The sequence below is a fragment of the Solihabitans fulvus genome, from assembly GCF_008386585.1.
Taxonomy (GTDB): Bacteria; Actinomycetota; Actinomycetes; order Mycobacteriales; family Pseudonocardiaceae; genus Solihabitans; species Solihabitans fulvus.
In genome coordinates, this window is sequence record NZ_VUOB01000010.1 from 39,981 (window position 1) to 66,955 (window position 26,975).

The 26,975-nt window shown below is 72.0% G+C and carries 23 protein-coding genes; 16 read left to right on the forward strand and 7 right to left on the reverse strand.

The genetic code is table 11. From position 1 onward, the window contains the following. Nucleotides 1-11: 11 nt before the first annotated feature. From F0L68_RS05740 to F0L68_RS05760, 5 genes are all read left to right on the forward strand, one after another. Nucleotides 12-815, forward strand: a complete 804-nt coding sequence (locus F0L68_RS05740) for an ABC transporter permease (protein WP_149848407.1) — start codon at nt 12-14, stop codon at nt 813-815. Between the two features lie 40 nt (nt 816-855). Beyond that, a complete protein-coding gene (locus F0L68_RS05745; RefSeq protein ID WP_149848408.1) occupies nt 856-1,632 on the forward strand; it encodes an ABC transporter permease in 777 nt (258 codons plus the stop codon). Beyond that, entirely contained in the window at nt 1,629-2,591 is a 963-nt protein-coding gene (locus F0L68_RS05750) for an ABC transporter ATP-binding protein (RefSeq protein ID WP_149848409.1), read from the forward strand. Before F0L68_RS05745 ends, F0L68_RS05750 begins: the two co-directional genes overlap by 4 nt. Before the next feature lie 48 nt (nt 2,592-2,639). Continuing rightward, complete coding sequence (locus F0L68_RS05755) at nt 2,640-3,008, forward strand: bacteriophage spanin2 family protein (protein WP_149848410.1); 369 nt, start codon at nt 2,640-2,642, stop codon at nt 3,006-3,008. A 72-nt stretch (nt 3,009-3,080) separates the two neighbouring features. Then, a complete protein-coding gene (locus F0L68_RS05760; RefSeq protein ID WP_149848411.1) occupies nt 3,081-3,275 on the forward strand; it encodes a DUF1918 domain-containing protein in 195 nt (64 codons plus the stop codon). 18 nt (nt 3,276-3,293) lie between these two features. Here the strand turns inward: F0L68_RS05760 and F0L68_RS05765 are convergent, their stop codons facing one another. Further along, nucleotides 3,294-4,133, reverse strand: a complete 840-nt coding sequence (locus tag F0L68_RS05765; protein WP_223198531.1) for an inositol monophosphatase family protein — start codon at nt 4,131-4,133, stop codon at nt 3,294-3,296. Nucleotides 4,134-4,221: 88 nt separating this feature from the next. Here F0L68_RS05765 and F0L68_RS05770 point away from each other — a divergent pair, with 88 nt between their 5' ends. The 5 genes from F0L68_RS05770 (at nt 4,222) to F0L68_RS05790 (ending at nt 7,920) form a co-directional block, all read left to right on the forward strand. Then, nucleotides 4,222-5,571, forward strand: coding sequence for a flavin monoamine oxidase family protein (locus F0L68_RS05770; protein WP_149848412.1), 1,350 nt, complete (start codon nt 4,222-4,224; stop codon nt 5,569-5,571). Nucleotides 5,572-5,593: 22 nt separating this feature from the next. Then, on the forward strand, nt 5,594-6,052 hold the full coding sequence (locus tag F0L68_RS05775; RefSeq protein ID WP_223198532.1) for a universal stress protein: 459 nt from the start codon (nt 5,594-5,596) through the stop codon (nt 6,050-6,052). Beyond that, entirely contained in the window at nt 6,049-6,651 is a 603-nt protein-coding gene (locus F0L68_RS05780) for a pentapeptide repeat-containing protein (protein WP_223198533.1), read from the forward strand. Before F0L68_RS05775 ends, F0L68_RS05780 begins: the two co-directional genes overlap by 4 nt. A gap of 106 nt (nt 6,652-6,757) precedes the next feature. Beyond that, nucleotides 6,758-7,627: a helix-turn-helix domain-containing protein gene (locus F0L68_RS05785; protein ID WP_188316412.1), complete on the forward strand. Its 870-nt coding sequence runs from the start codon at nt 6,758-6,760 to the stop codon at nt 7,625-7,627. Continuing rightward, a complete protein-coding gene (locus F0L68_RS05790) occupies nt 7,609-7,920 on the forward strand; it encodes a DUF397 domain-containing protein (RefSeq protein ID WP_149848415.1) in 312 nt (103 codons plus the stop codon). The genes F0L68_RS05785 and F0L68_RS05790 overlap by 19 nt, the downstream gene beginning before the upstream one ends. A gap of 34 nt (nt 7,921-7,954) precedes the next feature. Here the strand turns inward: F0L68_RS05790 and F0L68_RS43370 are convergent, their stop codons facing one another. From F0L68_RS43370 to F0L68_RS05835, 6 genes are all read right to left on the reverse strand, one after another. Next, complete coding sequence (locus F0L68_RS43370; protein ID WP_223198534.1) at nt 7,955-11,629, reverse strand: glycohydrolase toxin TNT-related protein; 3,675 nt, start codon at nt 11,627-11,629, stop codon at nt 7,955-7,957. Between the two features lie 89 nt (nt 11,630-11,718). Continuing rightward, complete coding sequence (locus tag F0L68_RS05800; RefSeq protein WP_149848416.1) at nt 11,719-13,287, reverse strand: TNT domain-containing protein; 1,569 nt, start codon at nt 13,285-13,287, stop codon at nt 11,719-11,721. Beyond that, nucleotides 13,287-13,757, reverse strand: coding sequence for a hypothetical protein (locus tag F0L68_RS05805; protein WP_149848417.1), 471 nt, complete (start codon nt 13,755-13,757; stop codon nt 13,287-13,289). The genes F0L68_RS05800 and F0L68_RS05805 overlap by 1 nt, the downstream gene beginning before the upstream one ends. Continuing rightward, nucleotides 13,720-21,183 (reverse strand): WXG100-like domain-containing protein, encoded by a 7,464-nt coding sequence (locus tag F0L68_RS44515; RefSeq protein ID WP_188316413.1) that lies wholly within the window; start codon nt 21,181-21,183, stop codon nt 13,720-13,722. The genes F0L68_RS05805 and F0L68_RS44515 overlap by 38 nt, the downstream gene beginning before the upstream one ends. A 17-nt stretch (nt 21,184-21,200) precedes the next feature. Continuing rightward, on the reverse strand, nt 21,201-21,518 hold the full coding sequence (locus F0L68_RS05830; protein WP_188316414.1) for a WXG100 family type VII secretion target: 318 nt from the start codon (nt 21,516-21,518) through the stop codon (nt 21,201-21,203). Next, on the reverse strand, nt 21,515-22,021 hold the full coding sequence (locus F0L68_RS05835) for a YbaB/EbfC family nucleoid-associated protein (RefSeq protein ID WP_149848422.1): 507 nt from the start codon (nt 22,019-22,021) through the stop codon (nt 21,515-21,517). The genes F0L68_RS05830 and F0L68_RS05835 overlap by 4 nt, the downstream gene beginning before the upstream one ends. A 164-nt stretch (nt 22,022-22,185) precedes the next feature. Here F0L68_RS05835 and F0L68_RS05840 point away from each other — a divergent pair, with 164 nt between their 5' ends. From F0L68_RS05840 to F0L68_RS05865, 6 genes are all read left to right on the forward strand, one after another. Then, on the forward strand, nt 22,186-23,190 hold the full coding sequence (locus F0L68_RS05840) for a DMT family transporter (RefSeq protein ID WP_149848423.1): 1,005 nt from the start codon (nt 22,186-22,188) through the stop codon (nt 23,188-23,190). 8 nt (nt 23,191-23,198) lie between these two features. Then, complete coding sequence (locus F0L68_RS05845; RefSeq protein ID WP_188316415.1) at nt 23,199-24,068, forward strand: bifunctional methylenetetrahydrofolate dehydrogenase/methenyltetrahydrofolate cyclohydrolase; 870 nt, start codon at nt 23,199-23,201, stop codon at nt 24,066-24,068. Beyond that, nucleotides 24,065-24,409, forward strand: coding sequence for a DUF3017 domain-containing protein (locus F0L68_RS05850; protein WP_149848425.1), 345 nt, complete (start codon nt 24,065-24,067; stop codon nt 24,407-24,409). Before F0L68_RS05845 ends, F0L68_RS05850 begins: the two co-directional genes overlap by 4 nt. A gap of 183 nt (nt 24,410-24,592) precedes the next feature. Continuing rightward, the gene (locus tag F0L68_RS05855) at nt 24,593-25,000 is read left to right on the forward strand and encodes a GntR family transcriptional regulator (protein ID WP_149848426.1); all 408 of its coding nucleotides are present in this window, start codon (nt 24,593-24,595) and stop codon (nt 24,998-25,000) included. Nucleotides 25,001-25,010: 10 nt separating this feature from the next. Next, on the forward strand, nt 25,011-25,901 hold the full coding sequence (locus F0L68_RS05860; protein WP_149848427.1) for an ABC transporter ATP-binding protein: 891 nt from the start codon (nt 25,011-25,013) through the stop codon (nt 25,899-25,901). Beyond that, nucleotides 25,898-26,893, forward strand: a complete 996-nt coding sequence (locus tag F0L68_RS05865) for an ABC-2 membrane transporter-related protein (protein WP_149848428.1) — start codon at nt 25,898-25,900, stop codon at nt 26,891-26,893. The genes F0L68_RS05860 and F0L68_RS05865 overlap by 4 nt, the downstream gene beginning before the upstream one ends. The last annotated feature ends 82 nt before the right edge of the window (nt 26,894-26,975 follow it).

Genomic DNA, 26,975 nt, shown 5'->3' on the forward strand with positions numbered 1-26,975 from the left:
CGTAGAAAGACGTGCCCTCGCGGCTTGGCTGCTACCCCAGGGTCGCGCTCGCCGGATTCCGCCGATACTCCACCTACCGACAGGCCACCGCTGCCGGGCTCACGACGAACGTCGTGTTCGGCCTGATGCGGGTGGCCGTGCTGTTCGCCGCGCTCGACGCGGCGCCGAACCACGCGACCATCAGCGGCCTTGCACGCGCGTCGACCGCGACCTACGTGTGGCTCGGCCAGGGCATGATCGCGTTCGTCCTGCTGTGGGGCGGCAACGAACTCGCCGAACGGATCCGTAGCGGGGACGTCGTGGTCGACCTGTACCGGCCGTGGGACCTTCAGGCCGCGCAGCTGGCCGCCGACCTCGGCAGGGCCGGGCACGCCGCGCTGACCAGGCTGCTGCCGCCGCTGGTGTTCGGCGCCCTGTTCTTCCCGTTCCGCTGGCCCGAGCGGGCAACCACCTGGCCGCTGTTCGCGGTCGCGGCCGTGCTGGCGCTGCTGGTCAGCTTCGCCATCCGCTTCCTGCTCAGCATCCTCACGTTCTGGCTGCTGGACAACCGGGGCGTGCTCAGCATGTACGGGGTGACCTCCGCGCTGCTGTCCGGCCTGACCCTGCCGCTGGCGTTCTTCCCCGACTGGGCGAGCACGGCGCTGTCCTACACCCCGTTTCCTGCGCTGATGCAGAGCCCGATCGACGTCTTCCTTGAACGCGGCGACGTCGCGAACCTGGTGGCGCGGCAGGCTTTCTGGGTCGTGCTGCTGATCGTGGCCGGCCGGGTCGTGCTGCGGCGCGCGGCGCGGCGGGTGGTGGTGCAGGGTGGCTAGTGACGCTCCCGGACACCGCACTAGTGTCCGGCTGTACCGCATGCTGATCGCCGCCAAGCTGCGCGCCCAGCTGTCCTACCGGGTGTCCTTCGCGCTCGACTGCCTCGGCCAGGCGCTGACCCAGGCCATGGAGATGATCGCGATCCTGGTGCTGTTCGGCCGGGTCAGCGCGCTCGGCGGGTTCGCGGTGCGCGAGGTGCTGGTGATGTACGCGTTCGCGTCGATCTCCTTCGGGCTGAGCGAACTCGTCATCGGCGACCTCGACCGGCTGTCGCGGTACATCCGCAGCGGCGACTTCGACGTGCTGCTGATGCGTCCGCTCGGCACGCTGCCGCAGCTGATGGTCGCCGACGTGCAGCTGCGCCGCCTCGGCCGGGCGCTGACCGGGCTCGCCGTGCTCGGCTACGCACTGTCCACAATGGACATCGACTGGACGGCGCCGCGCGCGTTCCTGGTGGTGCTCACGCCGATCACCGGCACGGCGATCTTCGCCTCGATCTGGGTCGCGGCCTGCTCGGTCACCTTCTGGCTGGTCGACAGCTCGGAACTGCCCAACACGCTCACCTACGGCAGCGGCATGTTCACCTCGTACCCGATCACCGTGTTCGGCGGCTGGCTGCGGAAACTGCTCGCCTTCGTGGTGCCCGGCGCGTTCGTGTCCTACTACCCGACGCTGGCCGTGCTCGGCCGGCCCGACCCGCTCGGCGCGCCCGGCTGGGTGAGCTGGCTGTCACCCGTGGTCGCCCTGGTCGCCATGACGGCCGCCGGATGGCTGTGGCGCTTCGCCGTTCGACACTACCGAGGGACGGGGTCATGATCGAGGTTGCCGATCTCCGCAGGGAGTTCACGGTCGCGAGCCAGGCAGGCCGGTTCCGGCGGACCTATCGGAAGGTCGTCGCCGTCGACGCGGTCTCCTTCGAGATCGCGGCCGGCGAGTCCGTCGGCTACGTGGGACCCAACGGGGCAGGGAAGTCCACCACCATCAAGATGTTGACCGGCATCCTGGTGCCAAGCTCCGGCCGCGTCCGGGTGTGCGGGCTCGATCCGGCCCGCCAGCGCCGCGAACTGGCCGCCAGGATCGGCGTCGTCTTCGGCCAGCGCAGCCAGCTGTGGTGGGACCTGCCGCTCGCGGAAAGCTTCGACCTGCTCAGGGAGATCTACCGGGTGCCGAGGACCGAGCACGCGGCCAGGCTCGCCGAGTGCGTCGAACTCCTCGACCTGGCACCGTTTCTGGCCACGCCGGTGCGGCAGCTCTCGCTGGGCCAACGGATGCGCGGCGAGGTGACGGCCGCGCTGCTGCACTCCCCCGAGCTGCTCGTGCTCGACGAGCCGACCATCGGGCTCGACCTGGAGTCCAAGGAGCGGCTGCGCGAGTTCCTCGCCGAACTGAACGTGCGGCGCGGCACCACCCTGCTGCTGACCACCCACGACCTGGACGACATCGCGCGCCTGTGCCGGCGGCTGATGGTGATCGACCACGGCACCGTGCTCGCCGACGGCCCGCTCGACGAGCTGCGCGACGAGGTCAGCCCGGAGCGCGTGCTGGTGGTGGACCTCGAACGGCCGGTCGCCGACCTCGACGGCCTGCCCGGCGTGGTGTCGGCGCGCGCCGAGGCTGGCGGGCTGCGCCACCACCTCGCGTTCCGGCGCGAGCTGACCACCGCGGCGAAGCTGATCGCCGAGGTCGCCGGGCGCGCCGACGTGCACGACATCGCGGTCGTCGAACCGGCGATCGACGACGTGGTGCGCAGGCTGTACGGACGGCGACGCGGCTGAGCCCGCTACCGTGGAGTACCGGCAAGATCACGGAAGCAGGGGGACATCATGCGCCTGAACGGACGTTCGATCGCGGTCACGCTGGCTGCGGTCGGGCTGGCCGGCGGCCTGGTGGGCTGCTCGGCCGCCGCCGAGGCGAAGGACAAGGCCAGCGTGTGCGTCGACGCGCTGAAGCTGGGCGGGTTCACCCCGGACCTGTCCGACCCGGCCAAGTCCGTCGAGGACGCGCACCGCAAGGCCGAGGAGCTCGGCAAGCTCGCCGACCAGGCAGGCGACACCACGCTCCGCGACGCGCTGAAGGGCATGGCGCAGAAGCTGACCAGCGTCAAGGTCTCCGACTTCGACCCCCAGTCGGTGCAGAACTGGGTCAACTCCAAGGTCAGCGACCTGGACACGCTGCGGAAGGCGTGCAGCTGAGTCACCCTGTTCATGGGCCTGTCCGGAGGAACGGTTCCGGCCTACCCTGGCGAACAGCGGAGGTGTGTTGCCATGCGAGCGACAGTGGGCGACCGACTGCACGTGCACAGCCGAGTGGTCGGAATCGTGGAGCGCGAAGGCGAGATCGTCGAGGTGCGCGGCCAGGACGGCGAGCCCCCGTACGTGGTGCGGTTCGCCGACGGGCACGAGGGCCTGGTCTACCCGGGGCCCGACTGCCTGGTCGAGCCCCGGACCAGCAGCGACTGACTGACGGCCGTCAGCCGGCTAGCCGAGGATCGCGGCGACCAGGTCCTCGCCGAGCTGCGGCGTGGCCGCGACCACGCCCGACCACCTGCGGGTGAGATCCGGGTCGAAGGTCAGCGGCCGGCCGTGCACGTCGAGCACCACCCCGCCCGCCGACGGCAGCATGACCAGCGCGGCGGCCAGGTCGACGAGCCGGTGCGCGTCCGAGCCGGGGTCGGCGAAGGCGTCGATCGAGCCCTCCGCGACCAGCGCCGCCTCAAGGCACGTGGTGCCGAGCACCCGAAGCCGCCCGATCCGTCCCATCAACCGGTGCCAGCCGTCCATGCTGCCGGCCTTGGGCCGGTGCAGGTTCACCGAGGCGCCGTCCAGGGTCGTCCGGCCGCTGGTGCGGTACGGCGTCGGCCGGCCCGCCTCCGCCCACCAGGCGCGGCCGGTGTCCAGCCAGACCGTGAGCGCCTCGCTGGCCACGCCGTCGGTGGTCACCACCCCGGAGAAACAGGACAGCGGCACGCCGCTCGCCGCGTTCGACGAGCCGTCCAGCGGGTCGACGACCAGCGTGACCGCCGAGCCGTGGTCGAGGAAACCGGCCTCCTCGCTGAGCAGGTTCACGCCGTTGCGGTGCGCCGACTCGGCGATCGCGTCCTCGACCAGGGCGTCCACCCGCATGGTCGGCGTGCCGTCCGCGCCGTCGGCCACGGTCGCGCCGAGGTCGGCCCTGCCGTGGCTGTGCCTGGCGGCGCGATAGGCCGTCGCGGCGGCCTGCGCGGCCTCCACCAGGGCCAGGTGCACGCCTTCCGGCAGCTCGGGCTCGGGAACCGGCCAGTTGATTCGGGCAGGGTCGACCATTTCGGCAGGAAGCACGCAAGCACCGTACGCGGCGACACACGGGTTCCGCTGTGACCCGAAACGCAATACCTTCGTACGTTCATCGACTTGGGGTGGGCGTGCCATGCATGACGTCATCGTGGTGGGTGCAGGGGTGGCCGGTCTCACGGCCGCAACAAAGTTAGTCCACAAAGGACTGGATGTCCTTGTTCTCGAGGCGCGCGACCGGGTCGGCGGCCGCACCCTCAACGCGCCGATCCCCGACGTGGACGGCGCGGTCGTCGAGATGGGCGGCCAGTGGGTCGGCCCCGGTCAGCACCGGGTGCTCGGGCTGCTCGCCGAGCTGGACCTGAAGACGTTTCCCACCTACGACGACGGCGAGCACATCATCGAGTTCCACGGGAGGCGCGTTCAGACGTCCGCGCGGATCCCGTTCCTCGGCGCGGTGACGCTGGCCGACATCGGCCAGACGCAGCTGCGGCTCGGCAGGCAGCTGCGCGGCATCAACCCGGCGGAACCGTGGCACAGCCGCGACGCGATCCGGCTCGACGGCGAGACGTTCGCCAGCTGGATCCGCCGCACCGCGCGCACCAAGGGCGGGCGCACGTTCTTCGAGATCATCTGCCACGCAACGTTTTCCGCCGATCCGAGCGAGATCTCGGCGCTGTGGGCGCTGAGCTACTTCGCATCGGCGGGCGGGCTCGACCCGTTGATCAACACCAGGGGCGGCGCGCAGGACGCGCGCGTGGTCGGCGGCAGCCAACGGATCGCCGAACTACTTGCCGAACGGCTCGGCGAGGCCGTCCGCACGGAGTGCCCGGTGCACTCGATCCGTTGGGACGGCGGGCAGGTGCTGGCGCGGTCCGGGAGCGAGGAGTTCGTCGCGCGTGCCGCCGTGCTCGCCGTGCCGCCGCCGTTGGTGGACCGGATCGCGTTCGAGCCGGCGTTGCCGGTCGATCACGTCACGCTGCGGCGGCGGCTGCCGATGGGCTCGGTGCTGAAGATCAACGTCGTCTACGACGAGCCGTTCTGGCGCGCCGCAGGGCTTTCCGGTCAGTTCGTCAGCGATCACCGGCTGACCAACATGACGTTCGACAACTCCCCGCAGCACGGCGAGGTCGGCGTGCTGGTCGCGTTCTCCGAGGGGCCGAGGGCGACCGCGCTGGCCAAACTCGGGCCCGCGCACCGCAGGGCCGCCGTGCTCGACGACCTCGCCGAGTTCTTCGGGCCACGGGCGCGCAGCCCACGGGCGTACCTGGAGCAGGACTGGACGGCCGAACAGTGGAGCCTCGGCGGCTACGGCGCGTTCGCCACACCCGGCGCGCTCACCCGGTACGGCCCGCTGCTGCGGGAGCCGGTCGGCCCGCTGCACTGGGCCGGGGCGGAGACCGCGACCGAGTGGACCGGCTACATCGACGGGGCCATCCAATCGGGCGAACGGGCCGCCACGGAGGTGCTGGCTCGACTCGGCTGACCTGACGCCTACGATCACTGACGTGCCGGAAGAAGCTGCTAAGGCCGGGTTCGAGATCGGCAAGGACGGGGTGAGCAGCGTCGTCGTCGGCGTTGACGGCAGCCCGCCGAGCCTCAACGCGGCGGCGTGGGCGGCCGGCCTCGCGCGGCGGGAGAACGCGACGCTCGTGCTCGTCTACGTCGAGCCGGTGACCAGCGCTGCCTACTGGACGCCGCTGGGGATGGCCTCGGCGACCGAGGCCGCGCAGGCGTACCTGGCCGAGCTGCGCGAGACGGCGGGCCACTACCTCAGCGAGCACGGCGTGCACTGGGAGGTCGTGCACCAGCGCGGCGACCCGGCGACCGCGCTGGAGTCGGTCGCCGACGAGCTGAAGGCGGACTGCATCGTGGTCGGCAAGTCGCGGCGGCGAGGTGGGCTGCTCGGCACGGTGCCCAAGGGACTGCTGGCGCACTCGATGCGTCCGGTGGTGGTGGTGCCGTGACCGAGCCGCTGGAGAAGGTCGTCGGCGAGGACTTCAGCGACGCCGTGCTGACCGGGGAGAAATGGGAGCGGCGGGCGTTCGAGCAGTGCGACTTCACCGAGGCCGATCTGCGCGGTCTGGTGACCAGGGGCTGCACCTTCACCCGGTGCGACTTCACCAGGGCGGACCTTGGTGATTCGCGGCATTCGCTGGCCGCGTTCCATTCGTGCACGTTCGACCGGGCGGTGTTGGCGGACAGTCGGTTCGAGTCGAGCACGCTGCTCGGGTCGATGTTCTCGCAGTGTCGGCTGCGGCCGTGGACGCTGGTGGAGACGGACCTGACGCTGGCGGGGTTCAGCAACGCGGACCTGCGCGGCCTGAGCCTGCGAGGGTTGCGGCTGCGCGAGGCGAACCTGACGGATGCGGATCTGCGCAAGGCGGACCTGCGGGACGCGGACCTGACCGGGGCGCGGATGTTCGGCACGAAGTTGGCGGACGCGGACCTGCGCGGGGCGAAGTTGGACGCGAATGCCTTGGTACAGGCCAAACTCGCCGGGGCGAGAATCGATCTCGGGACGGCAGTTGCCTTTGCCGGGGCGCACGGGTTGGTGGTCGACTAGTTTTGGTCGGCGAAACGGTCTCCGACCTTCGGGTGGATTTCGGTTGATGTGCCTGGTGCCAAGGGCTTTTCGGCGGTGATGGCTCCATGATGGAGCGATGTCGCCCATGTACCGCATCACCGTTCAGTCCGAGCTGATCGGCGCGGAGCTGCGCCGGTATCGCGAACAGGCCGGAATGCAGGGACAGCATGCCGGAATGTTGATCGGCGCGAGCCCCAGCAAGATCTGCAATGTGGAGGCAGGGCGGCAGATGCCACAGGTCGAGGATGTGGCGGGACTGCTTACGCTCTACCGAGTTGTCGGCCCCGCACGCGCGGACCTACTAAGGCGCACGCGCGAGGCCGCCAAGCCGGGCCTCTGGCAGCCACCGAGCACTCCATACGAACGTGCTTTGCAGACCATCTCCACCTACGAATCCCGCGCCACCTCGATTGGCACCTACCAATCGGAGCTGATTCCTGGACTGCTTCAGACCAGGCCGTACATCGAGGCGGTCATGCGCGAAATTGGGGAGCTGACCGACCTTCAAGAGATCGACAATCGGGTCACCTCGCGACTGGCTCGACAGTGCGTGCTGAGCGGACCTGACGCACCCAGCTATACCGCGATCATCAACGAAATCGCACTACGCAACCCTGTGGGCGGGCCAGCCGTCATGCGCGCCCAACTCGGCTACCTGATCGAGATGGCTGCGTGGACCAACATCACCATCCGTGTACTTCCCAGACTGCGGCACGGCCACCCCGGCATGCAGGGTTCCTTCGTCCGTTTTCGAATTGGCCAGCATCGCAACATCGTCTACGTACCAGGCGACATTTACCTGGAGGAAACCCCAGACATCGCGGACTACCATCGGCGTGAGGAGCGGCTGCTGGCACTCGCACTTGGCGAGGAGGACTCGCTGAGGCGGATGACCGAGCTGGCCAACGACTTCGACGCGGAAGCAGGCGACGACGAATGGCCTCCGGTGACCTGATCTGGCGCAAGAGCAGCCACAGCGGCGCTCACGAAGGCAACGTCAACTGCGTCGAGATCGCGTGGCGCAAGAGCAGCCACAGCGGCGGCAACGAAGGCAACGTCAACTGCATCGAGATCGCGTGGCGGAAGAGCAGCCGCAGCGGCGCCGACGACAAGGACGTCGACTGTGTCGAGGTGGCTCCGCTCCCCGACGCGGTGGCGGTGCGCGACTCCAAGAATCCCAGCGGGCCGATGCTCGTCTTCCCCGCCACCGCCTTCGCCGCCTTCACTCGGCGGCCCCTGACGCCGTAGCGCCAGGGGCATCCCGCTGCTCGACTCCGAGCGCTCAGGCCGGCGGGTCGCCCGCCGGGATCTCCTGGAGCGCGCCGTCGGCGAGCAGGTCCTCGATCGGCTTGGGCAGCAGGAAAGCCGTGCCGCCGCCGGGCTGCTCGAACCACGGCACCGCGACGCCGGTCAGCACCTCCATGGGACGACGCACCCGGAACACCCGGTAGGTGCGGTTCACCCAGGACGGGACCAGCGAACGCTGCTGGAACGGCGTGCCGGCCTCGTAGACGAGGTTGCCCTCCAACTCGCCGAACCGGTCCAGCTCGGCGCCGGGCGACAGCTCAAGCATTCGCTTGTGCCGGAACAGGGTCAGCGGCGGTTCGCCGTTCAGCGGCTTGATCGGCCAGCTCCTTGGCTGCGCCGGTCCGTCCGCCTCCGCACGGTTCTGCTCCTGCCGCACCGGCTCCGGCCGAGGCGGTGCGGCGACCGGCATCCGCTGCGGACGGGCCTGGCCGCGTGGCGGCGACTGCGGACCAAGACCGTTCCGAGGCAACGGCGGCTGACCTGGCAACGGCGGCTGCCCGGCCAACGGCGACTGGCCCGGTAGCTGCGGCTGGCCCGGCAATGACGGCTGGCCCGGCAGCGGTCCCGGCCGGCCGGGGATCTGCCTCGACCGGCTGCCGCCGAGGACGAACTTGCCGACGAGGTACGCGGCCGCGTCGTCCACCCGGTCGAAGCGCACGGTGTTGGTCGGGCCCTGCTCGTACCAGGCCACTTCCCAGGTGTCGCCGACCGCGCGGACCCACCAGGCGCGCTCGGCGGGCTCGCCGAACCTGTACGCCGTCGGCGGCACCTCCAGCTCGTCGAGCACCCGGCGCATGGTGGCCAGCTCGTGCTGCTCCTCGGTCGGCGTCAGCCTCGGCCGCTCCGGCAACGGCGGCAGCTCGCGGCCGTTGCGGCGCTCGGCCGGGTCCCGGTCCGACCGGCGGTCCGCAGGCGATTCCGGCTGGCGCGGATGCTCCCTGCCACCGGACTCGCGGCTGCCGGACTCCCTGCCGCCGGTCTCCCGGTCGGCCCAGCGGTCGACCGAACGGTCGGCCGAGGGTTCCGGCTGGCGCGGGTGGTCCCGGCCGGGGTCGGCGAGGAAGGCGCGCTCGGCGTCGACCTCCGGCCTCGCCTCGGGGCCGCCGTCGCGCAGCTCGGCGGGATCGCCGTCGGCCCAACGGTCGGCAGCGGACCCGGATCCCGAGGTGCGCGCCTCGCGGCCGTTACGGGCCTCGGCGGGATCACGGTCCGCCCAGCGGTCAGCGGCGGAGTCAGACTGGCGCGGGTGGTCCCGGCCGGGGTCGGCGAGGAAGGCACGCTCGGCGTCGGCCCCCGACCTCACCTCGAGGCCGCCGTCGCGCGACTCGGCGGGATCGCCGTCGGCCCAGCGATCGGCAGCAGGCCCGGACCCCGGGGTGCGCGCCTGGCGGCCGTCGAGCGGCTCGGCGGGATCGGCGTCAGCCCAGCGGTCAGCGGCAGGCCCGGACCCCGGGGTGCGCGCCTCGCGGCCATTGCGGGCCTCGGCGGGATCACGGTCCGCCCAACGGTCGCCGGCGGAATCCACCTGGTGCGGGCGCTCGTCGCCCCCGCCGGACGAGACGGAACGGTCCGTCTCGCTGCCCGGCGCGCCACCGCGCCCGACCGCAGGATCGCGGTCCGACCAACGGTCTGCGGCTGGCTCGGCCCGGCGGTTCCGGTGGGACACGTCGAAGTAGCCGACACCCTGGTCCGCGCCGAGCGCCTGCGGCTCCTCGGCAGGCTCGTCGAGGTACCGGTGCCCGGAGCGGTCCGCCCGCGCCGCCAGCACCTCGGGGTGACTGGCCTCGGGGTGACCGGCGTCAGGGTGGCTCGCCTCCGGGTGACCGGACACGGTGTGGCCGGACTCGGCGCGGCCGGACTCGGCGCGGCCGGACTCAGTGTGGCCGGCCTCGGTGTGACCGGACTCGGTGTGGCCGGACTCGGCGCGCTGCCAGTCGGGCGCCTCGGACTCGGTCCAGGAGTCGAAGTGCTGCGGCGCGAACAGGTCGACCGGATCGCTGGCCTGCACGCGCCGGTTCCTGCTTCGGTCGCGGTCGTCGTCCTCGGTGTCGAACCGCACCCGGTAGGGCGGCCCGTCGTCCTCGGCCGCGTCGAGGTCCGATGCCGCCGGGGCGACGACGTCCTCGTGCCGCTCGAACGCCGACGCGGCCTCGGCGGGCCGCTCGGCCGCCACCGGCTCGAAGTCGGCCTCGGCGGAGCCGCCGGCGTGCTCGTGGCCAGGACGGTCGAGGTCGGCGAGGTCACCTAGGTCGTCGGCGTCGTGGTCTACCGGCGCGTGGCTGGCGGGCTCGGGGTCAGCGGCGGGCCCCGGTTCCGCGTGGCTCAGACCGGGCTCGTCGTCGGTCGGGTGACGGCCGTGGACCGCCTCCACCGGCTCGGCGTGGTCGGCACTCACCTCGTCGTGCTCGTGCCCGCCCTCCGGCAGCTCGTCCCGGTGCGCCACGTAGTCCTGGCCGAACGGGTCGGCCGACAGCGCGTGGGTGTCGCCTGCCTCGACGCCCGTGCCCTCGTCGGCGGCGGAGTGCCAGTCCTCGGCGGGCTCCTCGGCCGACAGCCCTGGCTCGCCGACCTCGGGCTCGCTCAGCGCCCGCTCGTGCTCGGCCAACGACGGCGAGAGCCCGAGCAGGGACGCGGTGTCCTCGACGCCCTCCAGGCCGCCGGGAACCTCGGCCCCGGGGTCTGAGGCCGGCGCGTGCTCGCGCGGCTCCTGGGTGGCCAGCAGGGCCGTCGCCTGGCCGTGTGCGTCGGCGTGCGGCGGCGAGGCGGCGTCCGGCCGGGGCTTGGCGGGCTCGATGGCGGTGTCGCGCGGGGCCGGCGGCGCGCCGAGGCTGGCCGCCGCGGCGGCCCTCGCCTCCTCGGGCACCTCCGGCGCGCGGAAGTCGTTCGCCCTGATCCGGTCGACCAGCTCGGGCTCCGGCGGCACGCCGTACGTCCGCAGGTAGTAGCCGACCGCGGCGGGCCAGATCCAGCTGCCGTCGGTCTGGAACGCCACCGGCACCACCGAGGGTGCGGCGAGGTCGAGGACGTCGGCGTCGTAGCCCCGACCCGCCACGGCGACCGGAGCGCGGTCGAGGTAGTCGAGCAGCAGCTCGCGCTCGTGCTCGGGCACCGGGGGCCGGTTGACCGAGGGGCGACCGTCGGCGCCAGCGCCGTCGAAGACCCGCGCGGTGCGGAAGCTGCGCCCCGGCTTCGGCCCGGCCTGCGGCGGGACCGGCTGCGGCGGGACGACCCTGCGGCGCAGCCAGTCCGGCACGTTCTCCTCGGTGCGCGGGAAGAACCGCAGCTCGTCGAAGTACGCCTGGGGCGGGGGCGGCGCCTGCCAGTTCGGCTCGGCGCGATCGAAGTCCAGGTTGTAGCTGGACGGGTAGTCCAGGTTGTAGCGCGCGTTGAACCAGCTGCCCCGGCCCTCCCGGTGCATCCCGGCGCGCAACCGGGCGAACAGCGGGGCGACTTCCTTGGGCACCGTCCAGCCCCGGACGGAGCCGTCGGCGGCGTGCAGCTCGGCGGCCAGCTCGAAGTACCGCCCCGTGGCGCGGTACTCCGCGACGACCTGACGCCAGTCGTCGGGAGCGGCCCGCATCAGGGTCAGCCCGATCTGCTTGACCAGGGCGTCCTGCTCGGTTGGGTTCAACGGCGTGGGCTCGGACACCAGCACATCTTCCCCCGAAGGGCAGCGGGTCCACACGACGACCCGCTGCCCACTTCTAACACAGGCTCCCTACCAGGCACAATGCTTGATCACTGTTGCGGAGCAGGCGGCTGGGTCGTCGCCTCACGAATCTCCACGAGGCTGCCGTCGGCGAGGAGGTCCTCGATCGAGCGCGGCAGCAGGAACGCGCGGCCGCCGCCGGGCTGCCCGAACCACGGCACCGCGACGCCGGTGACCGCCGGCAGCGGGCGCTCCAACCGGTAGATGTGGTAGCCCCGGTTGATCCAGTCCGGCGGCAGCGACCGGTTCGCGTAGCGGGTCCCAGCCGCGTAGGCCAGGTTGCCCGTCGAGTAGCCGAACCGGTCCACCTCGGTGCCGGCCGGCAGCTCCACCTGCTGGCGGTCCTTGAACAGCGACAGCGGCGGCTCGTCGGGCAGCGGCACGATTGCCGGGGCCTGGACGGGCTGGGCAGGCGCGGCCTGGGGATCGGCGGCCTGCTGCGACGCCCAGAACCGTTCCCGGGTGCCGTCCTCCTCCTCCTGGAAGAGCAGGTCGCCGAGCAGCCAGGTCGCGGCCGAGCCCACGTTCGGGTAGACGCCCCTCGGGCTGGGGCCACGGTCCGGGTCCCAGTAGCTGATCTGCCAGCCTTCGCCGTCCGGCACCGGCTCGAGCACCATGGCGTCGGGCTTCGGCTCCAGGATCGCGTACTCGTGCGGCCTGACGTGGAACTTGTCCAGCCGCCTGCGCAGCTTGTCCAGGACGCCGCGCTCGCGGTCGTCGATCACCCTGGGCTGGTACGGCGGGATGGGCAGCGGCTCGGCCTGTCCGGTGGCCACCGCGATCGCGGCCGACTGGGTGTCCTCGTCGACCTCGGGGACCTGGTGGTGCAGCTCGCGGATGTGCTTGACCAGCTGCGGGGGCGGCGGCACGCGCCGCGTCTCCAGGTAGTACGGGGTCGCGCCGGCCCACACCCAGGTGCCGTCGGTGTGGTAGGTCAGCGGCACGGTCGGCTCGGCGTCGGGCGCGAACGCGTTCCTGCCGTAGCCGCGCGCGGCGAGCACGACCGGCGCGCTCTTGAGGTAGTCGAGGACCGCCGACAGGTCCTGCGGGTGCATCGCGGGACGGTCGACGACGGGCTGTCCCTGCTCGGAGGTGCCGTCGAACACGGGGGCGAGGTAGAAGCCCGACCGGGCCGCGGGCGCAGGCCGCTCCGGCGCCGGGCCGAGGCCCGCCTTCTCGCGCAGCCACTCCGGGATGTTCTCCTCGGCGCGCGGGAAGGTCGCCAGCTCCTCGCGGAAGTAGGCCTGCGACACCGGCAGGTCGAAGTCGGGCTCGTTCTTCCAGTCGTAGTCGACCGAGAACGTGTCCGGGTGGGCCAGGTGGTACTTGGCGCTGGTCCAGGTGCCCTCGCCCGGCCGGTACATGCCGGCGCGGAGCCGGGTGAAGTACGCCACCGCCTCGTCCGGCGGAGTCCACTCGTCCGTGTGGCCGAAGACGTTCAGCACGGTGCCGGTCAGCTCGACGTGGCTGCCGACCGAGCGGAAGTCCACCCAGAGCTGGCCCCAGTCACCCGGGAGTGCGTGCACGAACAGGACGGTGAGCGAGCGGAGCAGCTCTGTCTGCTCCTCCGGGTGCAGCGGCCCCTGCGGCGCGGTCATCAGTTCTGCTCCTCACGGCGCGCGTCGGTCAGCTTCGCACGCAGCCAGTCCGGGGTGTGCTCGTCGTCCCTCGGGTACGCCTGAAGGTCGCGGACCCACGGCTCGGCAAGCAGCGGCGGGTTCCAGTTCGGGTCGTGATCCGTGTTGTAGCTGATGTTGAACTTCCCTGGCGGGTCGATGGTGCAGCGGGCCGAGAACCAGGTTCCGCGCCCCGGCTCGTACATCAGCTGGCGCAGCTCCGCCAGCGCGACGCCGATGCCGCGCGGCGGCACCACCTCGGGCGTGGTGGTGTCCGCCAGGTACACGGTCAGCGCGAGGTCCTGGACCGTCGAGGTCATCCTGGCGAGCAGGTCGATGCGCCGCCAGTTGTCCGGCGCGACATCCAGCAACGCGATGCCGATCTGCTGCATGAGGTCCTGGCGCCGCAGCTGCTCAGAAGTTGGCTGGCCAGAGGGCGGCATTGTGCTCATTCAGGTAACTCCTGATCGTGATCGTGACGTCGCCGTTCGGCCACTCTTGCACCCAGCGTGCCTCGAACGTGTGCGGCACATCCGCTCCGGGGTCGTACAGAGCGAACGTGTTGAACTGATCGACTTTACCGCCGTTATCCAGGAAGTCGCTCACGTCCCGTTCCATCTGCCACCAGGTCTCCTCCGGGACGAAGGCAGGCCGGTTGTTGGCCTGGTTCTGGTCGCGCTGCTGGGTGGACTGGTTGCCGCCCTCACCGGGACCACCGAACTCGTTGCCCTTGTGGTGACCGCCGTCGGCCACGTTCTTGAGATCCTCCACTTGCAGACCAGACTGCCGGTCGAGGTGCGTCTTGGGCAGGCCCGTTGCCTTGTCGATCTGGACCTCCCGGCCGGCCTGCCGACCGACCTCGCCCTGGGCCGACTCGTCCCGGCGGATGTCCATGTTGTTGCCGGGTTCCAGCCTGCTGGTCGTGGCCTCCGTGTGGCCGTTCTCGTTGGTCCGCAACATCGTCGCGCCATCGTCCACGCGGACCGTGGTGTTGGGCGGGAGGTTGTTGAGGTCCGCGTTGAACGGCGCGTAGGTGTGCACGAACGCGACCTCGCCGTTGGCGTCGGTCTGGAACGTGCCGTACCCGTGGCCGTCCTCGTCGACGAGGTTGAAACGCGTGTCCGGCGGCAGCTCCCGGTCCGAGAAGGTCTTGTTGCCCCCGAACGGCGAGAGGGCGTCGCGCTGCTGGTCGGCCGTCCAATGCGTCGTGTCGCCGTCCGTCGGGGTGACGACCTTGATCTTCTTGTTGTTGGCGTCGCGGCCCTCGGACTGGGTGAGTTCCACCTCGCCCTTGGCCGGCGCAGGCCAGCCGCTGGCCGGGTCCTTGCCCATCGGGGTGCCGTCGCGCCCGGTGATCCCGTAGAAGCCGTCCGGCGTGACCTGCGCGTGCGCCGGCGCGTTGCCGATCTCGGGGTTGGTCCTGGCGCGCTGCCCGGAGTGCGTGTCGATGTACTCGATCCGCCGGTCGTCGCCCGTGATGAACGTGCCCCTTGGCTGGCCGTTCTTGTCCTTCACGTTGTACTCGGTGTTGGCGTCCAGCTTCGGCTTGCCGGCCGCGGTCTCCTGCTTGTCACTGAAGGCCGTGCGGTCGGTCGGCTGAAGGCCCTGAATCTTCTTCGGGGCGGTCGAGTCGACGTCGGTGGTCTTGGTCGCCGTCGGCCGGTTGTCGGGCACCGCGGGCTCGGAGTGGCCGTTCGCCTCGACCCGGTACTGCTGGTAGAGCGGGCCCTTCTCGACGCGGTAGTTGGTGTCCTTGATCTGGTTCGCCAGCTCGGGGTTGGCGCCGACGCCGTCGATCCGCTCCGGCGCGCTCACCCACTTGACCGCACCGTTGGCGTCGGTCTGGATCGTCGCCTGGTGGTTGCCGTCGTGGTCTTCCACCGTGATGCGGGTGTTCTTGGGCAGGTCGGTGCGGTCGCTGAACGTCTCCCCCGGCATCGAGGCCTGCCTGGTCTCCCGGTTGACAGGCTCCGGCGGCGTTTCGATGAGCTTGGGCTTGGAGACGCCGCCCGTGTTATCCCTGACGTACCCGCCGTTGCCGTCGGAAACGAAGGCCTGGTCCCGATTCCCGCTGTGCACCCGGTACTCGGCCCCGGGCATCGGGTGGGTGATCTCCGGGTTGGTCTCGCTGCGCTTGTTGGGATTGTTCGCCTCGACCGAGACGTTGCCGTTCTCGTCGACGTACACCTTGCTGCGGACGTTGCCGTCCGCGTCGTGCACGGTGTAGGTGGTGTCCGGTTCGAGCGTCACCTTGTCCGTGCGGAAGATCGACTCGTCGTGGCCGAGCGTCGTGACGTCCTCGTGGTTCAGGGTGAGCGGCGGCTCCCACGTATCAGCCGACCGCGCCTGCGGCCCGAGATCGTCGGCGTGACCGGGGCCGTGCTCGCCGGCGTCGCCGGGGTGCGCGTGGTCGTCGCCGTGCTGCAAGTGGTCGGCCAGGTCGCCGGTCGGCGTGTGGCCGGGCGGGAAGCCGTGCTCGCCGATGGGCTCCGCGGTGCCGTCCGGGTGGAACGACTGCCAGCCGCCGTCCGGCGGGATGTTCGGTTCCGTGCGGCCGTTGACCTCGTGGCCGCCCGCCGAGTAGACGTTGCCGTCCTTGTCCGACCACAACAGGTTGTCCGGCGCGATGACCTCGACGCCCATCCTGCGGGAGAGCTCGGCGGCGAACCCGCGCGGGTCGGCGCCCGCGTCACACATCAACGCCCTGATCGGCTGGCCCTCGCGGTAGGTCGGGTCGCTCCGCAGGAGCGTCTCGATCTCGTCCATCGAGTAATGCTTGCCGCCGATGAACCCGCCGTTGCGGTCACCGTGCATGTCCAGCGAGAAGCGCCCGTCCGCGTCGGGTGCGACCAGGTCGCCCAGCCGCCGGAGGTTCTCCTCGGTGTGGAACGACCGTCCGCCGTCCGTGACCCTGCCGACCTCCGCCGCCGCGTGGAGTTCCTTCGGCAGCTCGGGGCCGATCTCGCCGTTGGGGCCGGTGAGGTGGGTCGGCGCCTCGTGCTGGTCCGGGTGCTGCTGGTCCGGGTGCTGCTGGTCGCCGGTCGGGTGTTCCTGGGTTGGCGACTCGGTGGTGGGGTGCTCGCCGGTCGGGTGTTCGCCGGTCGGCGTTTCGGTGGTCGGGTGCTCGCCGGTCGGGTGTTCGCCGGTCGGCGTTTCGGTGGTCGGGTGCTCGCCGGTCGGGTGCTCGCCGGTCGGCGTCTCGGTGGTCGGCGTCTCGGTGGTCGGCGGCTCGGTGGTGGGGTGCTCGCCGGTCGTCGAGGGGTGCTGCTCGCCGGGCGGCGTGGCCGTCGGCTGGTCGGGGTGCGGGGTCTTCGCGTCGGAGACGTTGACCTCGGGCGGGGTGCGGAGGTTGCCGTCCGCGTCCCGGGTGCCGAACTCCGCCGGCAGCACCTTGCCGTCCGTCGGGATGTGGTCGACCTCGTGGATCATGTCGTTGCGGAACAGATCCTTGACCGTCAGGTTCTTCGCGCCGTCGGCCGCGAGCGCCGGATCGAACACCAGCTTGACCTGGCGGGCGCCGCCCTCCTGGCCGAACCAAGGGGCGACCTCGGCCATGCTGACCTTGATCGGCCGGTCGAGGACGTAGACGTGGTAGCCGTTGCCGATGCTGTCCGGCAGGATCGCCCGCTCGCCGTAGCCGTAGGGCGTGCCGTCCGGGCGCAGCGGCGACAGGAACTCGCCGTTCGGGCCGCCGAAGCGGTCCAACACCGTGCCCGCCGGCAGTTCCACGATCTCCGGCGGCTTGAGCGCGCCCTCGTTCGGCGGCCAGTCGGTCTTGCTGAAGTCACCGCCAGGCTGGAACTCGTCGTTGAACGACTCGCGGCTGTCGTGGTCCTTGCCCCACGGCGTGTAGTCCGGCTCGACGAGCGCGGCGGCGCGCTCGTCGTAGGTGCCGATCACCCGGTCGTTGGGTCCGGTGCTGTCGTGCAGCGAGTGGAAGTCGCCGGGCTGCGCGTGCTCGTGCAGGCCCATCGGGTCGCCGTCGAAGTTCTTGTGCGGCAGGCTGCTCGGGTCGGGAGCCGGGCCGCGAGAAGCCGGCGCGAGGTCGGGCTCGTGCCCGGCCGGGGCGTGCTGGCCGTCGGTCGGGTGGTCCGGCCACTGGTGCTCGCCGGTCGCGCCTTCGTGTTGCGCCGCAGCGTGTTGCAGGTTCTCGTCGACCAGGTGGTTGCCGTTGGTTGGCTCGTGCGGAGTGCCGGTCTGCTCGTGCTGGCCGGCGGGCTGCTCGTGCGCCGGCGAGCCCTCGGGACGCGTGCCTTCTGGGCGCTGGCCCTCGGGACGCTGACCGGGAGCCTCGTCGGCCGCGTGCCGGCCGGCGGGCGCCTCGCGACCGGGCTGGCCGGACTCGGGACGCGGGGTGTTCTCGCCAGGACGCGGAGTCGTGCCCTCGGGACGCGGCTGCGTGCCCTCCGGACGCGGGCCAGTGCCTTCCGGACGGGGGCCAGTGCCTTCCGGACGAGGACCGGTGCCCTCGGGACGCGGCGCGGTCTCCCCAGGGCGAGGAGTCGTGCCCTCTGGGCGCGGCTGCGTGCCCTCGGGACGCGGGCCGGTGCCTTCGGGGCGCGGCGCTGTGCCCTCGGGACGAGGAGTCGCGCCTTCGGGTCGCGGCGCGGTCTCGCCGGGACGCGGGGTCGTGCCTTCCGGACGCGGCGTGCCCTCGGGACGCGGGCCAGTGCCCTCCGGACGGGGCTGCGTGCCCTCCGGGCGCGGGGCGGTCTCGCCGGGACGTGGGGCGTTCTCGCCCACGTGCGTAGCGGCCGGGCCGGGACGCGGGCCGGACTCGCCGGGACGCGGCGTGTTCTCGCCGACCCTCGGCGTGTCCTGACCGGCACGCATCGCCGCCGAGCCAGGGCGCGGGGTCCCCTCGCCGGGACGCGAACCCGACTCGCCGGGGCGCGGCGTGCCGTCGCCAGGTCGGGGAGCGGTGTCGCTGACGCGCGGGGTGTCCTGACCGGCACGCATGGCGGCCGAACCAGGACGCGGTGTCGCCTCACCGGGACGCTGACCGGGCTCGCCGACGCGCGGCGTGTCCTGGCCGGCACGCATCGCGGCCGAACCCGGACGCGGACCGGACTCACCGGGACGCGGCGTGTTCTCGCCGACGCGCGGCGTGTCCTGACCGGCACGCGTCGCCGCCGAACCCGGACGCGGACCGGACTCACCGGGACGCGGCGTGTTCTCGCCGACGCGCGGGGAGTCCTGACCGGCACGCGTCGCGGCCGGGCCGGGGCGCGGGCCGGACTCGCCGGGATGCGGTTGCGCGCCGGTGGGGCCGAAACCGCCGCCGCCGGTGGGGCCGAACTCCCCGGTCGGACCGAAGGACGACCCCTGGTTGGCTGGGCCGCGCTGTTCCGGCATGGCCGGCTGCTGCCCGCCGTCGCCGTAGGGACGGCTCGGCGCGATGGGCTCCGCGCTGGCTCCCGCCGCTTCGGTGCCCTGCGATCGCCGTCCGCCGGTCTGCTCTGGCGGCGTGAAGCCTTGGTTGCGCGGGCCGCCGGAGTTCAGCGAGCCCTCGGAGTGCGCGAACAAGTTGGAGGACTGCGCCGACGGGCCACGGCCACCGCCGCCAGCTCCGCCGCCCGCCGCGCCACCGGGTGCGCCGCCGCCGCCCATGAAGCCGCCTGGCGCACCTCCCGGAGCGCCGCCGGGACCGGCCGTGCCGGGCCGTTGCTGCTCGCCGGGGTGCGTTTCGAAGCCGTTGCCGCCGGTCGGGGCCGGACGGTTGTCAACCGGCGCGGAGGCCGCGCTGGCCGCTGCCGGGCGCGGTTCGCCACCGGGGTGACCGGGCACGGGCGCCTCGCCGCCGGGGTGGGAGATTCCCGGGGTCGGGCCGCCCACGTGACCGGGCACGGGTGCCTGGCCGCCGGGGTGCTGGACTCCTGGCGTCGGCGCCTGGCCGCCGGGGTGGCCGGGCACGGGTGCCTGGCTCTCGGGGTGTGCCGAACCGCCGGGCATCGGCCGGCCAGCGGCCGGATCCCCTTGCGGCGCATGGTTTCCGTTCGACGAACCGCCCAGTGCCGGCTCGCCGGTCCTCGGCGCGCCGGTCCCGCCGAGGGGCCGGTCGCTGGTCTGGTGCGAACCGCCCGCGAAGTTGCTCGGCGCGCGCTCGGACCCGCCTGGCACGCCGCCGCCGAGCCGCTCGGGCGTCGGCCGCATGCCGCCGCCGGCCGGCTGGCCGCCCGGCCGCTCGGACCCGATCGGCGCGCGCTCACCGCCGCCGACACCGGACTGCCTCGGCGCGCCCGTGTTCTCGGGCGCGGTCGCGGCGCGCTCGCCGCCACCGCCCATCCTCGGCGCGCCGGAACCGGCCGACGGCCGGTCGGATCCGGCCGCGACGCGCTCGCCAGCAGGGGTACCGCCGGACTGCCGTGGCGCGCTGCCCTGGGCCGGGTCGCTCGCCCGCGGCGTGCCGGCGCTCGCCGCCGGACGCTCGGACGCCGCAGCGGGACGCTCGGACGCGGCCGCCGGACGCTCCGCGACACTCGGCCTGCTCGCGCCGGACGACCCGGTCGACCCGGTGGATCCCGTGGAGGGCCTCGACTCGGTCGACGCGTGGCCGCCGGAGCCGCCCGGCGCGGAGAACCCGCCGCCGCCCTGCGAAGGAATCCCTCCGCCGCCGGAGGGCACGTGCTGCTCTCCGCCGCCGTTGCTCCCGATGGTCGGCGTCTCGCGCACCCTCGGCTCGGCGGTCGCGGTCGCGCCCGAGGTGCTGGTGCTCGGCGACTCGTGGGTGCCGACCGGGTTCAGGCCCTCGCGGTTGACCGCGCCGCCGCCACCGGTGCCGCCGCCGCCCGTGCCACCACCGGTGCCGCCACCGGAGCCGGAACCGCCGCCGGTCCCAGAGGGCTCGTGCACGGTCGGCGGCTCGGACACGTGGCCCCCGCCGGAGCCGGAACCCGAGCCAGAGCCGGAACCAGAACCCGAGCCGGAGCCAGAACCAGAACCCGACTCGCCGCTGCCCGGCTCGTGGCCGGAGCCGGACCCGTGGCCGGGCGCGCCGGTCGGCGCCGACTCACCAGGCGGCGTCCCGACGTGCACCGGGTCGACCTTGAGGTGCTCCGCCGCGCCGCCGACGCCGCCGCCGACTGCTCCGGAGGTGGCGCCGAACAGCAGGCCCTTCGCGTCGATCGACTGGCCGGTCGCCGCCGCCGTGAGGCCGGTGATGGCGACGCCCTCGACGGCGCCCTTCGCCGCGCCGAACGCGGTCGCGCCGAGCATTCCGGTGCCGGGCAGCTTGACGCCCGCGGACAGGCCGCCGACCGCGCCCGAGATCGCGCCCGAGATGGCCGCGCCCTTGGTCTTGTCCCAGTCCCAGTTCTTGCGGTCGCCCTTGAGCATCTGCACGCCCTGGATCGCGGCGTCGATACCCACCGAGATCACGACGTTCTTGATGATCGCCATGACCAGTTCCTTGAACGCGAACTGGACGACGAGTCTGGTCGCCTGTTGGGCGATGGGGATGCCGGCGGTCGACGCGCCGAAGGTCTCGATGGCGTTGGCGATCAGTGTGGCGATCGTGATCGCCAGCATGATCAGCGACGCGATGATCGAGAGTTTCGTGTACTCGATCTCCAGCGCGGAGTTCGAGCAACTGTCCGCGAGCTGCTCGCAGACCTTCTGGAGCTTGGGCAGGTAGGAATCGTCACCGTCGGTGAACTTCTTCCAGTACTCCTGGAAGTTTTCCGCGGCCTGGCCGGTCTGCGCGGCCACCACCATGCTCGCGGACTTGTTGCCCTCGTCGATGGTCTCCTTGATGCCGGCGGCCGCAGCCTTCCAGGCATCGGCCAATCTGCGCAGGGCGGTCTCGTCGCCCTCCGGCCAGCTCTGCCCGACCACGATCGGAAAGAGCCAGGTGACCTCGCTCGGGATCTCGATTCCCACCGGATTGCTCCCCAGATCTAGTAAGTCGACTTGACGCCGTGGGCGTTGCCCGCGTCCGAACCGCCGTACGCGTCAGCCGACTGGTCAATGCCGGTGCGTATGTCGTTCATGGCCTGCACCATGCTCTTCAAGGCGTCGAGCGCGTTGGCCGAGTTGGGCCCGTACTCCTTGACGAACGCCTTGCCGGAGTCGTCGCCGCCCCAGCAGGTGCCCTCGCTGTCCAGGGCGTTCTGGAGCGTCGACCGGACCGCCTCGATCGCGTCGCCGGTGTGCGTGAAGCTGTCGCCGCCGCTGCGCAGCGCGGCGACATCGACCTCGTACCCGCCGCCGCTCACCACGAAGTCCTCTCCATGAAGCCGCCCTCTTCGTCGTCATCGGCCGGGCGAGCGCGCCGCTGCGGCGCTTCCGCGCTTGGCTGCGGCAGCGGCGGGACCGGCGGGATCAGGTCCTTCATCGACGGCAGGCCCGGCAGCATCTCGGACAGGTCGATCGAGGGGCCGTCCTGGAGCGGCTCGAACGCCTCGGACACCTGGGCGCGCGCCTTGCCCGCGGCCTGGAGGATCGTCTCGGTCGCGGTCCTGGCCAGCTTCTCCGGGGTGCTGCGCTCGAACGAGCTCGGCGCGAACTCCAGCTTGGTGAGCACGCCGGTCGCGTCGACCGAGGCGCGCACGGTGCCGTCGGGCGAGACCGCGTCCGCGGTCACCGCGAACGCCTTCGCCTGCGTGTCCTTCAGCTCGTCGGTCTTCTTGCGCAGCTCGGCCAGCAGGCCGTCGACCTGCTCGCGCATCGCCGCGTTGCGGGCTTCGAGTTCCGCCCTGAGTCCGCTTGGTTCGCTCACGGCTATCCCCTCAATCGGCCGTTCGTGTGGAGTTGACGCTAGAACAGCCCGCGCGGTTCCGGCGACTTTCCGACAACCTCGCGTTCGACACAGGTCACGTCGAATTCGGCCCGGGTTTGATCAACTGGGCATCGAGGTCGGTCGAACTCCCCGAGACTAGGTCAGTGCGTGCCACCGATGAGTCGCAGGCCGAGGCCGTCGAGTCCGAGACCGACTTCAGCACAGTGCGGAGGGTCGCCGGGGCCGCCCTCGCGGGGATCGGCGGCCTGGCGGTGGCCGGGGAGGGCAGGGTCAACGGCCAGCTCGGCGCCCAGTTGGGCGACGGCGTCGCCGCCGCGCTGTTCACCTTCGGCTCCGGGTTGCTGTTGCTGGTCGCCGCCGTCGCCGCGCTGCCGGCCGGCCGGCGGGGCGCGGCGCGGCTGCGCGCCGAGCTGCGCGGCGGCCGGTTGCGCTGGTGGCAGTGCCTCGGCGGGGTGTGCGGCGCGTTCCTGGTGACCAGCCAGGGCGTGACCATCGCGCTGCTCGGCGTCGCCGTCTTCACGGTCGCGGTGGTCGCCGGGCAGGTGGTGAGCAGCCTCGTGGTGGACCGGGCCGGGGTCGGGCCCGCTGGCCGGCAGCCGCTGACCGGGCCGAGGGTGGCCGGCGCGGCCCTCGCGGTGGTCGCCGTCGGCGTCGCGGTGTCCGGCGACTTCGGCAGGCCGAGCGTGCTGTGGCTGGCCGTGCTCCCGGCGCTCGCCGGCGTGGCGGTCGGCTGGCAGCAGGCGGTCAACGGCCTGGTCCGCAGGGCCGCCGGCAACACGACGGTCGCCGCGATGGTCAACTTCGCGGTGGGGTTCGGCGCGCTGCTGCTCGTGTTCGGCGTCGACGTGCTGCTGCGCGGCACGCCGGCCGCCCCGCCCGGCCAGTGGTGGCTGTACACGGCGGGATGCCTGGCGATCGTCGCCATCGGCACGTCGGTCGGGGCGGTGCGGCTGATCGGCGTGCTGATGGTCGGGCTGTGCTCGGTGTCCGGCCAGCTCGTCGGCTCGTTGCTGCTCGACCTGTTCGCGCCGACCGCAGGCCACCGGCTCGGCCCGTCCAGCCTGATCGGCACGGGTCTCACCCTGGTCGCGGTCGGCGTCGCGGCCGTCCGCACGCGCCGAGCGGACCGAACACACGCTCTGCGATGATGGCGGTCGTGACCGCGACGACTCTCGACGGCAAGGCCACCCGCGACGCGATCTTCGACGACCTGCGCGAGCGGGTCGCGGCGCTCGCCGAACGCGGGGCGGTGCCCGGCCTGGCCACCGTGCTGGTCGGCGACGACCCGGGCTCGCACTCCTACGTCAAGGGCAAGCACGCGGCCTGCGCCAAGGTCGGCATCACCTCGATCCGGCGCGACCTGCCGGCCGAGACCACCCAGGACGAGCTGAACGCGGTACTCGACGAGCTGAACGCGAACCCGGCGTGCACGGGGTACATCGTGCAGCTCCCGCTGCCCGGCCACCTGGACGCCGGGGCCGCGCTCGAGCGGATCGACCCGGCCAAGGACGCGGACGGCCTGCACCCGGTGAGCCTCGGCAAGCTGGTGCTCGGCGAGCAGGCCCCGCTGCCGGCCACCCCGCGCGGCATCGTCGCGCTGCTGCGTCGCTACGAGGTGCCGATCGCGGGCGCGCACGTCACCGTCGTCGGCCGCGGCGTGACCGTTGGCCGCCCGATCGGGCTGCTGCTCACCAGGCGCACCGAGAACGCCACCGTGACGCTGTGCCACACCGGCACCAAGGACCTGGCCGCCGAGGTACGCAGGGCCGACATCGTCGTCGCGGCGGCCGGCCAGCCGGGGCTGATCACCGCGGACATGGTCAAGCCTGGCGCCGCGGTGCTCGACGTCGGCGTGAGCCGAACCGCCGATGGCAAGATCGCCGGCGACATCGACCCGGCCGTCCGCGAGGTCGCCGGGTTCTTCTCGCCCAACCCCGGCGGCGTCGGGCCGATGACGATCGCGATGCTGCTGACCAACACCGTCGAGATCGCCGAGCGTGCGCTGGGCGGGCCCGCCGCGTCATGAGGCACAACCCGGGAGTTCGGGAGCCGGAGGCCGGCACCGGCGAGTCGGCCGGCGGGCAGCACCACCGGCGGTCCGGCGCGGCGGCGCACCTGCCGTTCGCGCTGGTGCTCGCGATCACCGGCGGCGGTCTGGTCCGGATCGTGCAGTACCACTGGCGGCAGGGCGCGGTGCTGATCGGCTTCGCCCTGCTGGTGGCGGCGGTGCTGCGGGTGCTGATGTCCGACGAGCAGGCCGGCCTGCTCGCGATCCGGCGGCGTGGCGTCGACGTGCTGATCTACCTGCTGTTCGGGATCGCGATGACGGTCATCTCGGTGACCATCGCCGGCGGCTGGCTCAGCTAGTTTCCATTTAGTTTTTTCTTAATTTCCGTTGCCCGCCAAGGAATCCCAGCTCACCACGGGCCTGGCGGCCGACTGGCGGTACCCGCCGCCCACGAAACCCAAGTCGACCTTGACAGCGTGTCGCCCGACGATCAGGCTGTCCCATAGTCCTACTGTCATAGGACAACAGAGAGGCCGTCGCGAGTGATCGAGTTCGTGTTGGACGGCCGGTCGAAGGTGAACACCTACATGCAGCTCGTGCAGCAGGTGAAACAGGCCCTGCGCGTGGGTCTGCTCGCGCCGGGGGACCGACTGCCGAAGGTGCGCGACGTCGCGCAGTCACTGGCGATCAACCCGAACACGGTGCTGAAGGCGTATCGCGAGCTGGAGATCGAGGGCCTCGCGGAGGGCAGGCCGGGGGTGGGCACGTTCGTCACGCGCACCCTCGCCGGCGCGTCCCTGCCCAACCAGTCCGAGCTGCGCGCCGACCTGGTGGCGTGGCTGCACCGGGCGCAGGCCGCCGGGCTGACGCACGAGGACGTCACCGCCCTGGTCGAGACGACGATGCGCGCCACGCTCCCCGCCGAATCGCCGCAGCCGAAAACCACGTGAGAGGCACGACATGGACATGGTGCTGGAGACCGACCAACTGGGTAAACGCTACGGAGGCAACTGGGCGCTGCGGGACTGTTCGCTGCACCTGCCGGCCGGACGCGTCGCCGCGCTCGTCGGGCCCAACGGCGCTGGCAAAAGCACGCTCCTGCACCTGGCCGTCGGGCTGTTACGCCCCGACGCCGGGACGGTGCGGATCTTCGGCGAATCCCCCTACGCCAACACCTCCATCCTGGCCGACATCGGCTTCGTCGCCCAGGACACCCCGGTGTACCGGGACTTCTCCGCGACCGAGCTGGTCACCATGGGCGGCAAGCTGAACGAGCGCTGGGACGCGACGCTGGCCCGCACCAGGCTTGCGCAGCTCGGCATCCCACCGGACAAGCCGGTCGGCCGGCTGTCCGGCGGGCAGCGCGCACAGGTCGCGCTCGCCCTCGCGCTGGCGAAACGGCCCCGGCTGCTGCTGCTGGACGAGCCGGTCGCCAGCCTAGACCCGTTGGCGCGTAGGGAGTTCCTCCAGTCGCTGATGGGCAGCGTCGCCGAAGCCGGCACCACCGTGCTGCTGTCCTCGCACCTGCTCGCCGACCTCGAACGCGTCTGCGACCACGTGATCGTGCTGAGCACCGCGCGGGCGCGGCTATCCGGCTCCGTCGACGAAATCGTCGACGGGCACCGGCAGTTGGTCGGCCCCCGGCACGGCGGCGAGCCGATCCGCGGCGTCGCGGAGATCGTGCGGGCCAGCCACACCGACCGGCAGTCCACCTTGTTGGTCCGCACCAACGGATCCATCAACGATCCGGCGTGGACGGTGCACGAGGTCACGCTGGAGGACCTCATCCTGGCCTACCTCGCCGACGGCGACACGAACACGAACCACGAGGCATGGGGGGTGCCGGCATGATCTGGCTGACCTGGCGGCAACACCGCAAGCAGGCCCTGTTCACCGCCATCGGGCTCGCGGTCCTCGCCGCGCTGATCATCCCGACGGGCCTCGCGATGCGGGGCACCTTCGACCGGCTCGGGCTGACCGACTGCGTCGCGAAGCTGGGCACCGCCCAGCTGTCCCAGACCCCCATCGGCGCCGGCACCTGCGACGCGGCGTTCCGCGAGTTCAACGGCCAGTACCGCGTGTTCGGCATGATCGGCGTGCTGTTCCTGTTCCTGCCGTTGGTGGTCGGGCTGTTCTGGGGCGCGCCGCTGGTCGCCCGCGAGATCGAGCAGGGCACCCATCGGCTGGTCTGGACGCAGGGCATCAGCCGACGGCACTGGGCGCTGGTGAAGTTCGGAATGGTCGGCGCCGCAACGCTTGTGGCCTCGGCGCTCTACGGGTTCGGCGTGTCCTGGTGGATGACCCCGCTGAGTCAGGCAGGGCAGCTGACCCGCTTCGACGTGTTCTACTTCGACATGCAGGGCCTCGCGCCGATCGGCTACACGCTCTTCGCGGTCGCGCTCGGCGTGTTCGCCGGCACCGTCTGGCCGAAGGTGCTGCCCGCGATGGCCGCCACCCTGGCCGGTTTCGTCGGTGTGCGAGTCGCGCTCACCACGCTGGCCCGGCCGAACTACCTGCCGGCCGAAACGCTCACCTACCCCGTGCAGGGCGCGATCGTCCAACCGAACACGGCGCTCGGCGACTGGGTGCTGTCGCACGGCGTCCGGGACGCCGCCGGCAAGCTCGTCGCGGCCAACGCGGAGATCATGTGCCCGCCGAACGCGACGGGCCCCGGCGCGAGCTGCGGCGCTGACATGGGCGTCGGAGCTGGCTCGTACAACTGGCAGCTCTTCCAACCGGGCAGCCGATTCTGGGCCTTCCAGGGAATCGAGACCGGGATCTTCCTCGTCCTCGTGGTGCTCCTGGCCTACTTCGCCGTCCGACGCATCCGCCGCATTTCCTGAGTCAGCATTTCCCGGCTACGCGGAACGGGATCGCCCGGAATGGTCCGGCGATCCCGTTCTGCTGATCCCGTTCTGGGGAAAA

Excerpts from the sequence above, each read along its gene's own strand:
- F0L68_RS05745 (WP_149848408.1), top strand. The coding sequence starts at position 856 with ATGCTGATCGCCGCCAAGCTGCGCGCCCAGCTGTCCTACCGGGTGTCC.
- F0L68_RS05750 (WP_149848409.1), top strand. The coding sequence starts at position 1,629 with ATGATCGAGGTTGCCGATCTCCGCAGGGAGTTCACGGTCGCGAGCCAG.
- F0L68_RS05755 (WP_149848410.1), top strand. The coding sequence starts at position 2,640 with ATGCGCCTGAACGGACGTTCGATCGCGGTCACGCTGGCTGCGGTCGGG.
- F0L68_RS05760 (WP_149848411.1), top strand. The coding sequence starts at position 3,081 with ATGCGAGCGACAGTGGGCGACCGACTGCACGTGCACAGCCGAGTGGTC.
- F0L68_RS05770 (WP_149848412.1), top strand. The coding sequence starts at position 4,222 with ATGCATGACGTCATCGTGGTGGGTGCAGGGGTGGCCGGTCTCACGGCC.
- F0L68_RS05785 (WP_188316412.1), top strand. The coding sequence starts at position 6,758 with ATGTACCGCATCACCGTTCAGTCCGAGCTGATCGGCGCGGAGCTGCGC.
- F0L68_RS05790 (WP_149848415.1), top strand. The coding sequence starts at position 7,609 with ATGGCCTCCGGTGACCTGATCTGGCGCAAGAGCAGCCACAGCGGCGCT.
- F0L68_RS05800 (WP_149848416.1), bottom strand. The coding sequence starts at position 13,287 with ATGACCGCGCCGCAGGGGCCGCTGCACCCGGAGGAGCAGACAGAGCTG.
- F0L68_RS05805 (WP_149848417.1), bottom strand. The coding sequence starts at position 13,757 with ATGAGCACAATGCCGCCCTCTGGCCAGCCAACTTCTGAGCAGCTGCGG.
- F0L68_RS05850 (WP_149848425.1), top strand. The coding sequence starts at position 24,065 with ATGAGGCACAACCCGGGAGTTCGGGAGCCGGAGGCCGGCACCGGCGAG.
- F0L68_RS05860 (WP_149848427.1), top strand. The coding sequence starts at position 25,011 with ATGGACATGGTGCTGGAGACCGACCAACTGGGTAAACGCTACGGAGGC.
- F0L68_RS05865 (WP_149848428.1), top strand. The coding sequence starts at position 25,898 with ATGATCTGGCTGACCTGGCGGCAACACCGCAAGCAGGCCCTGTTCACC.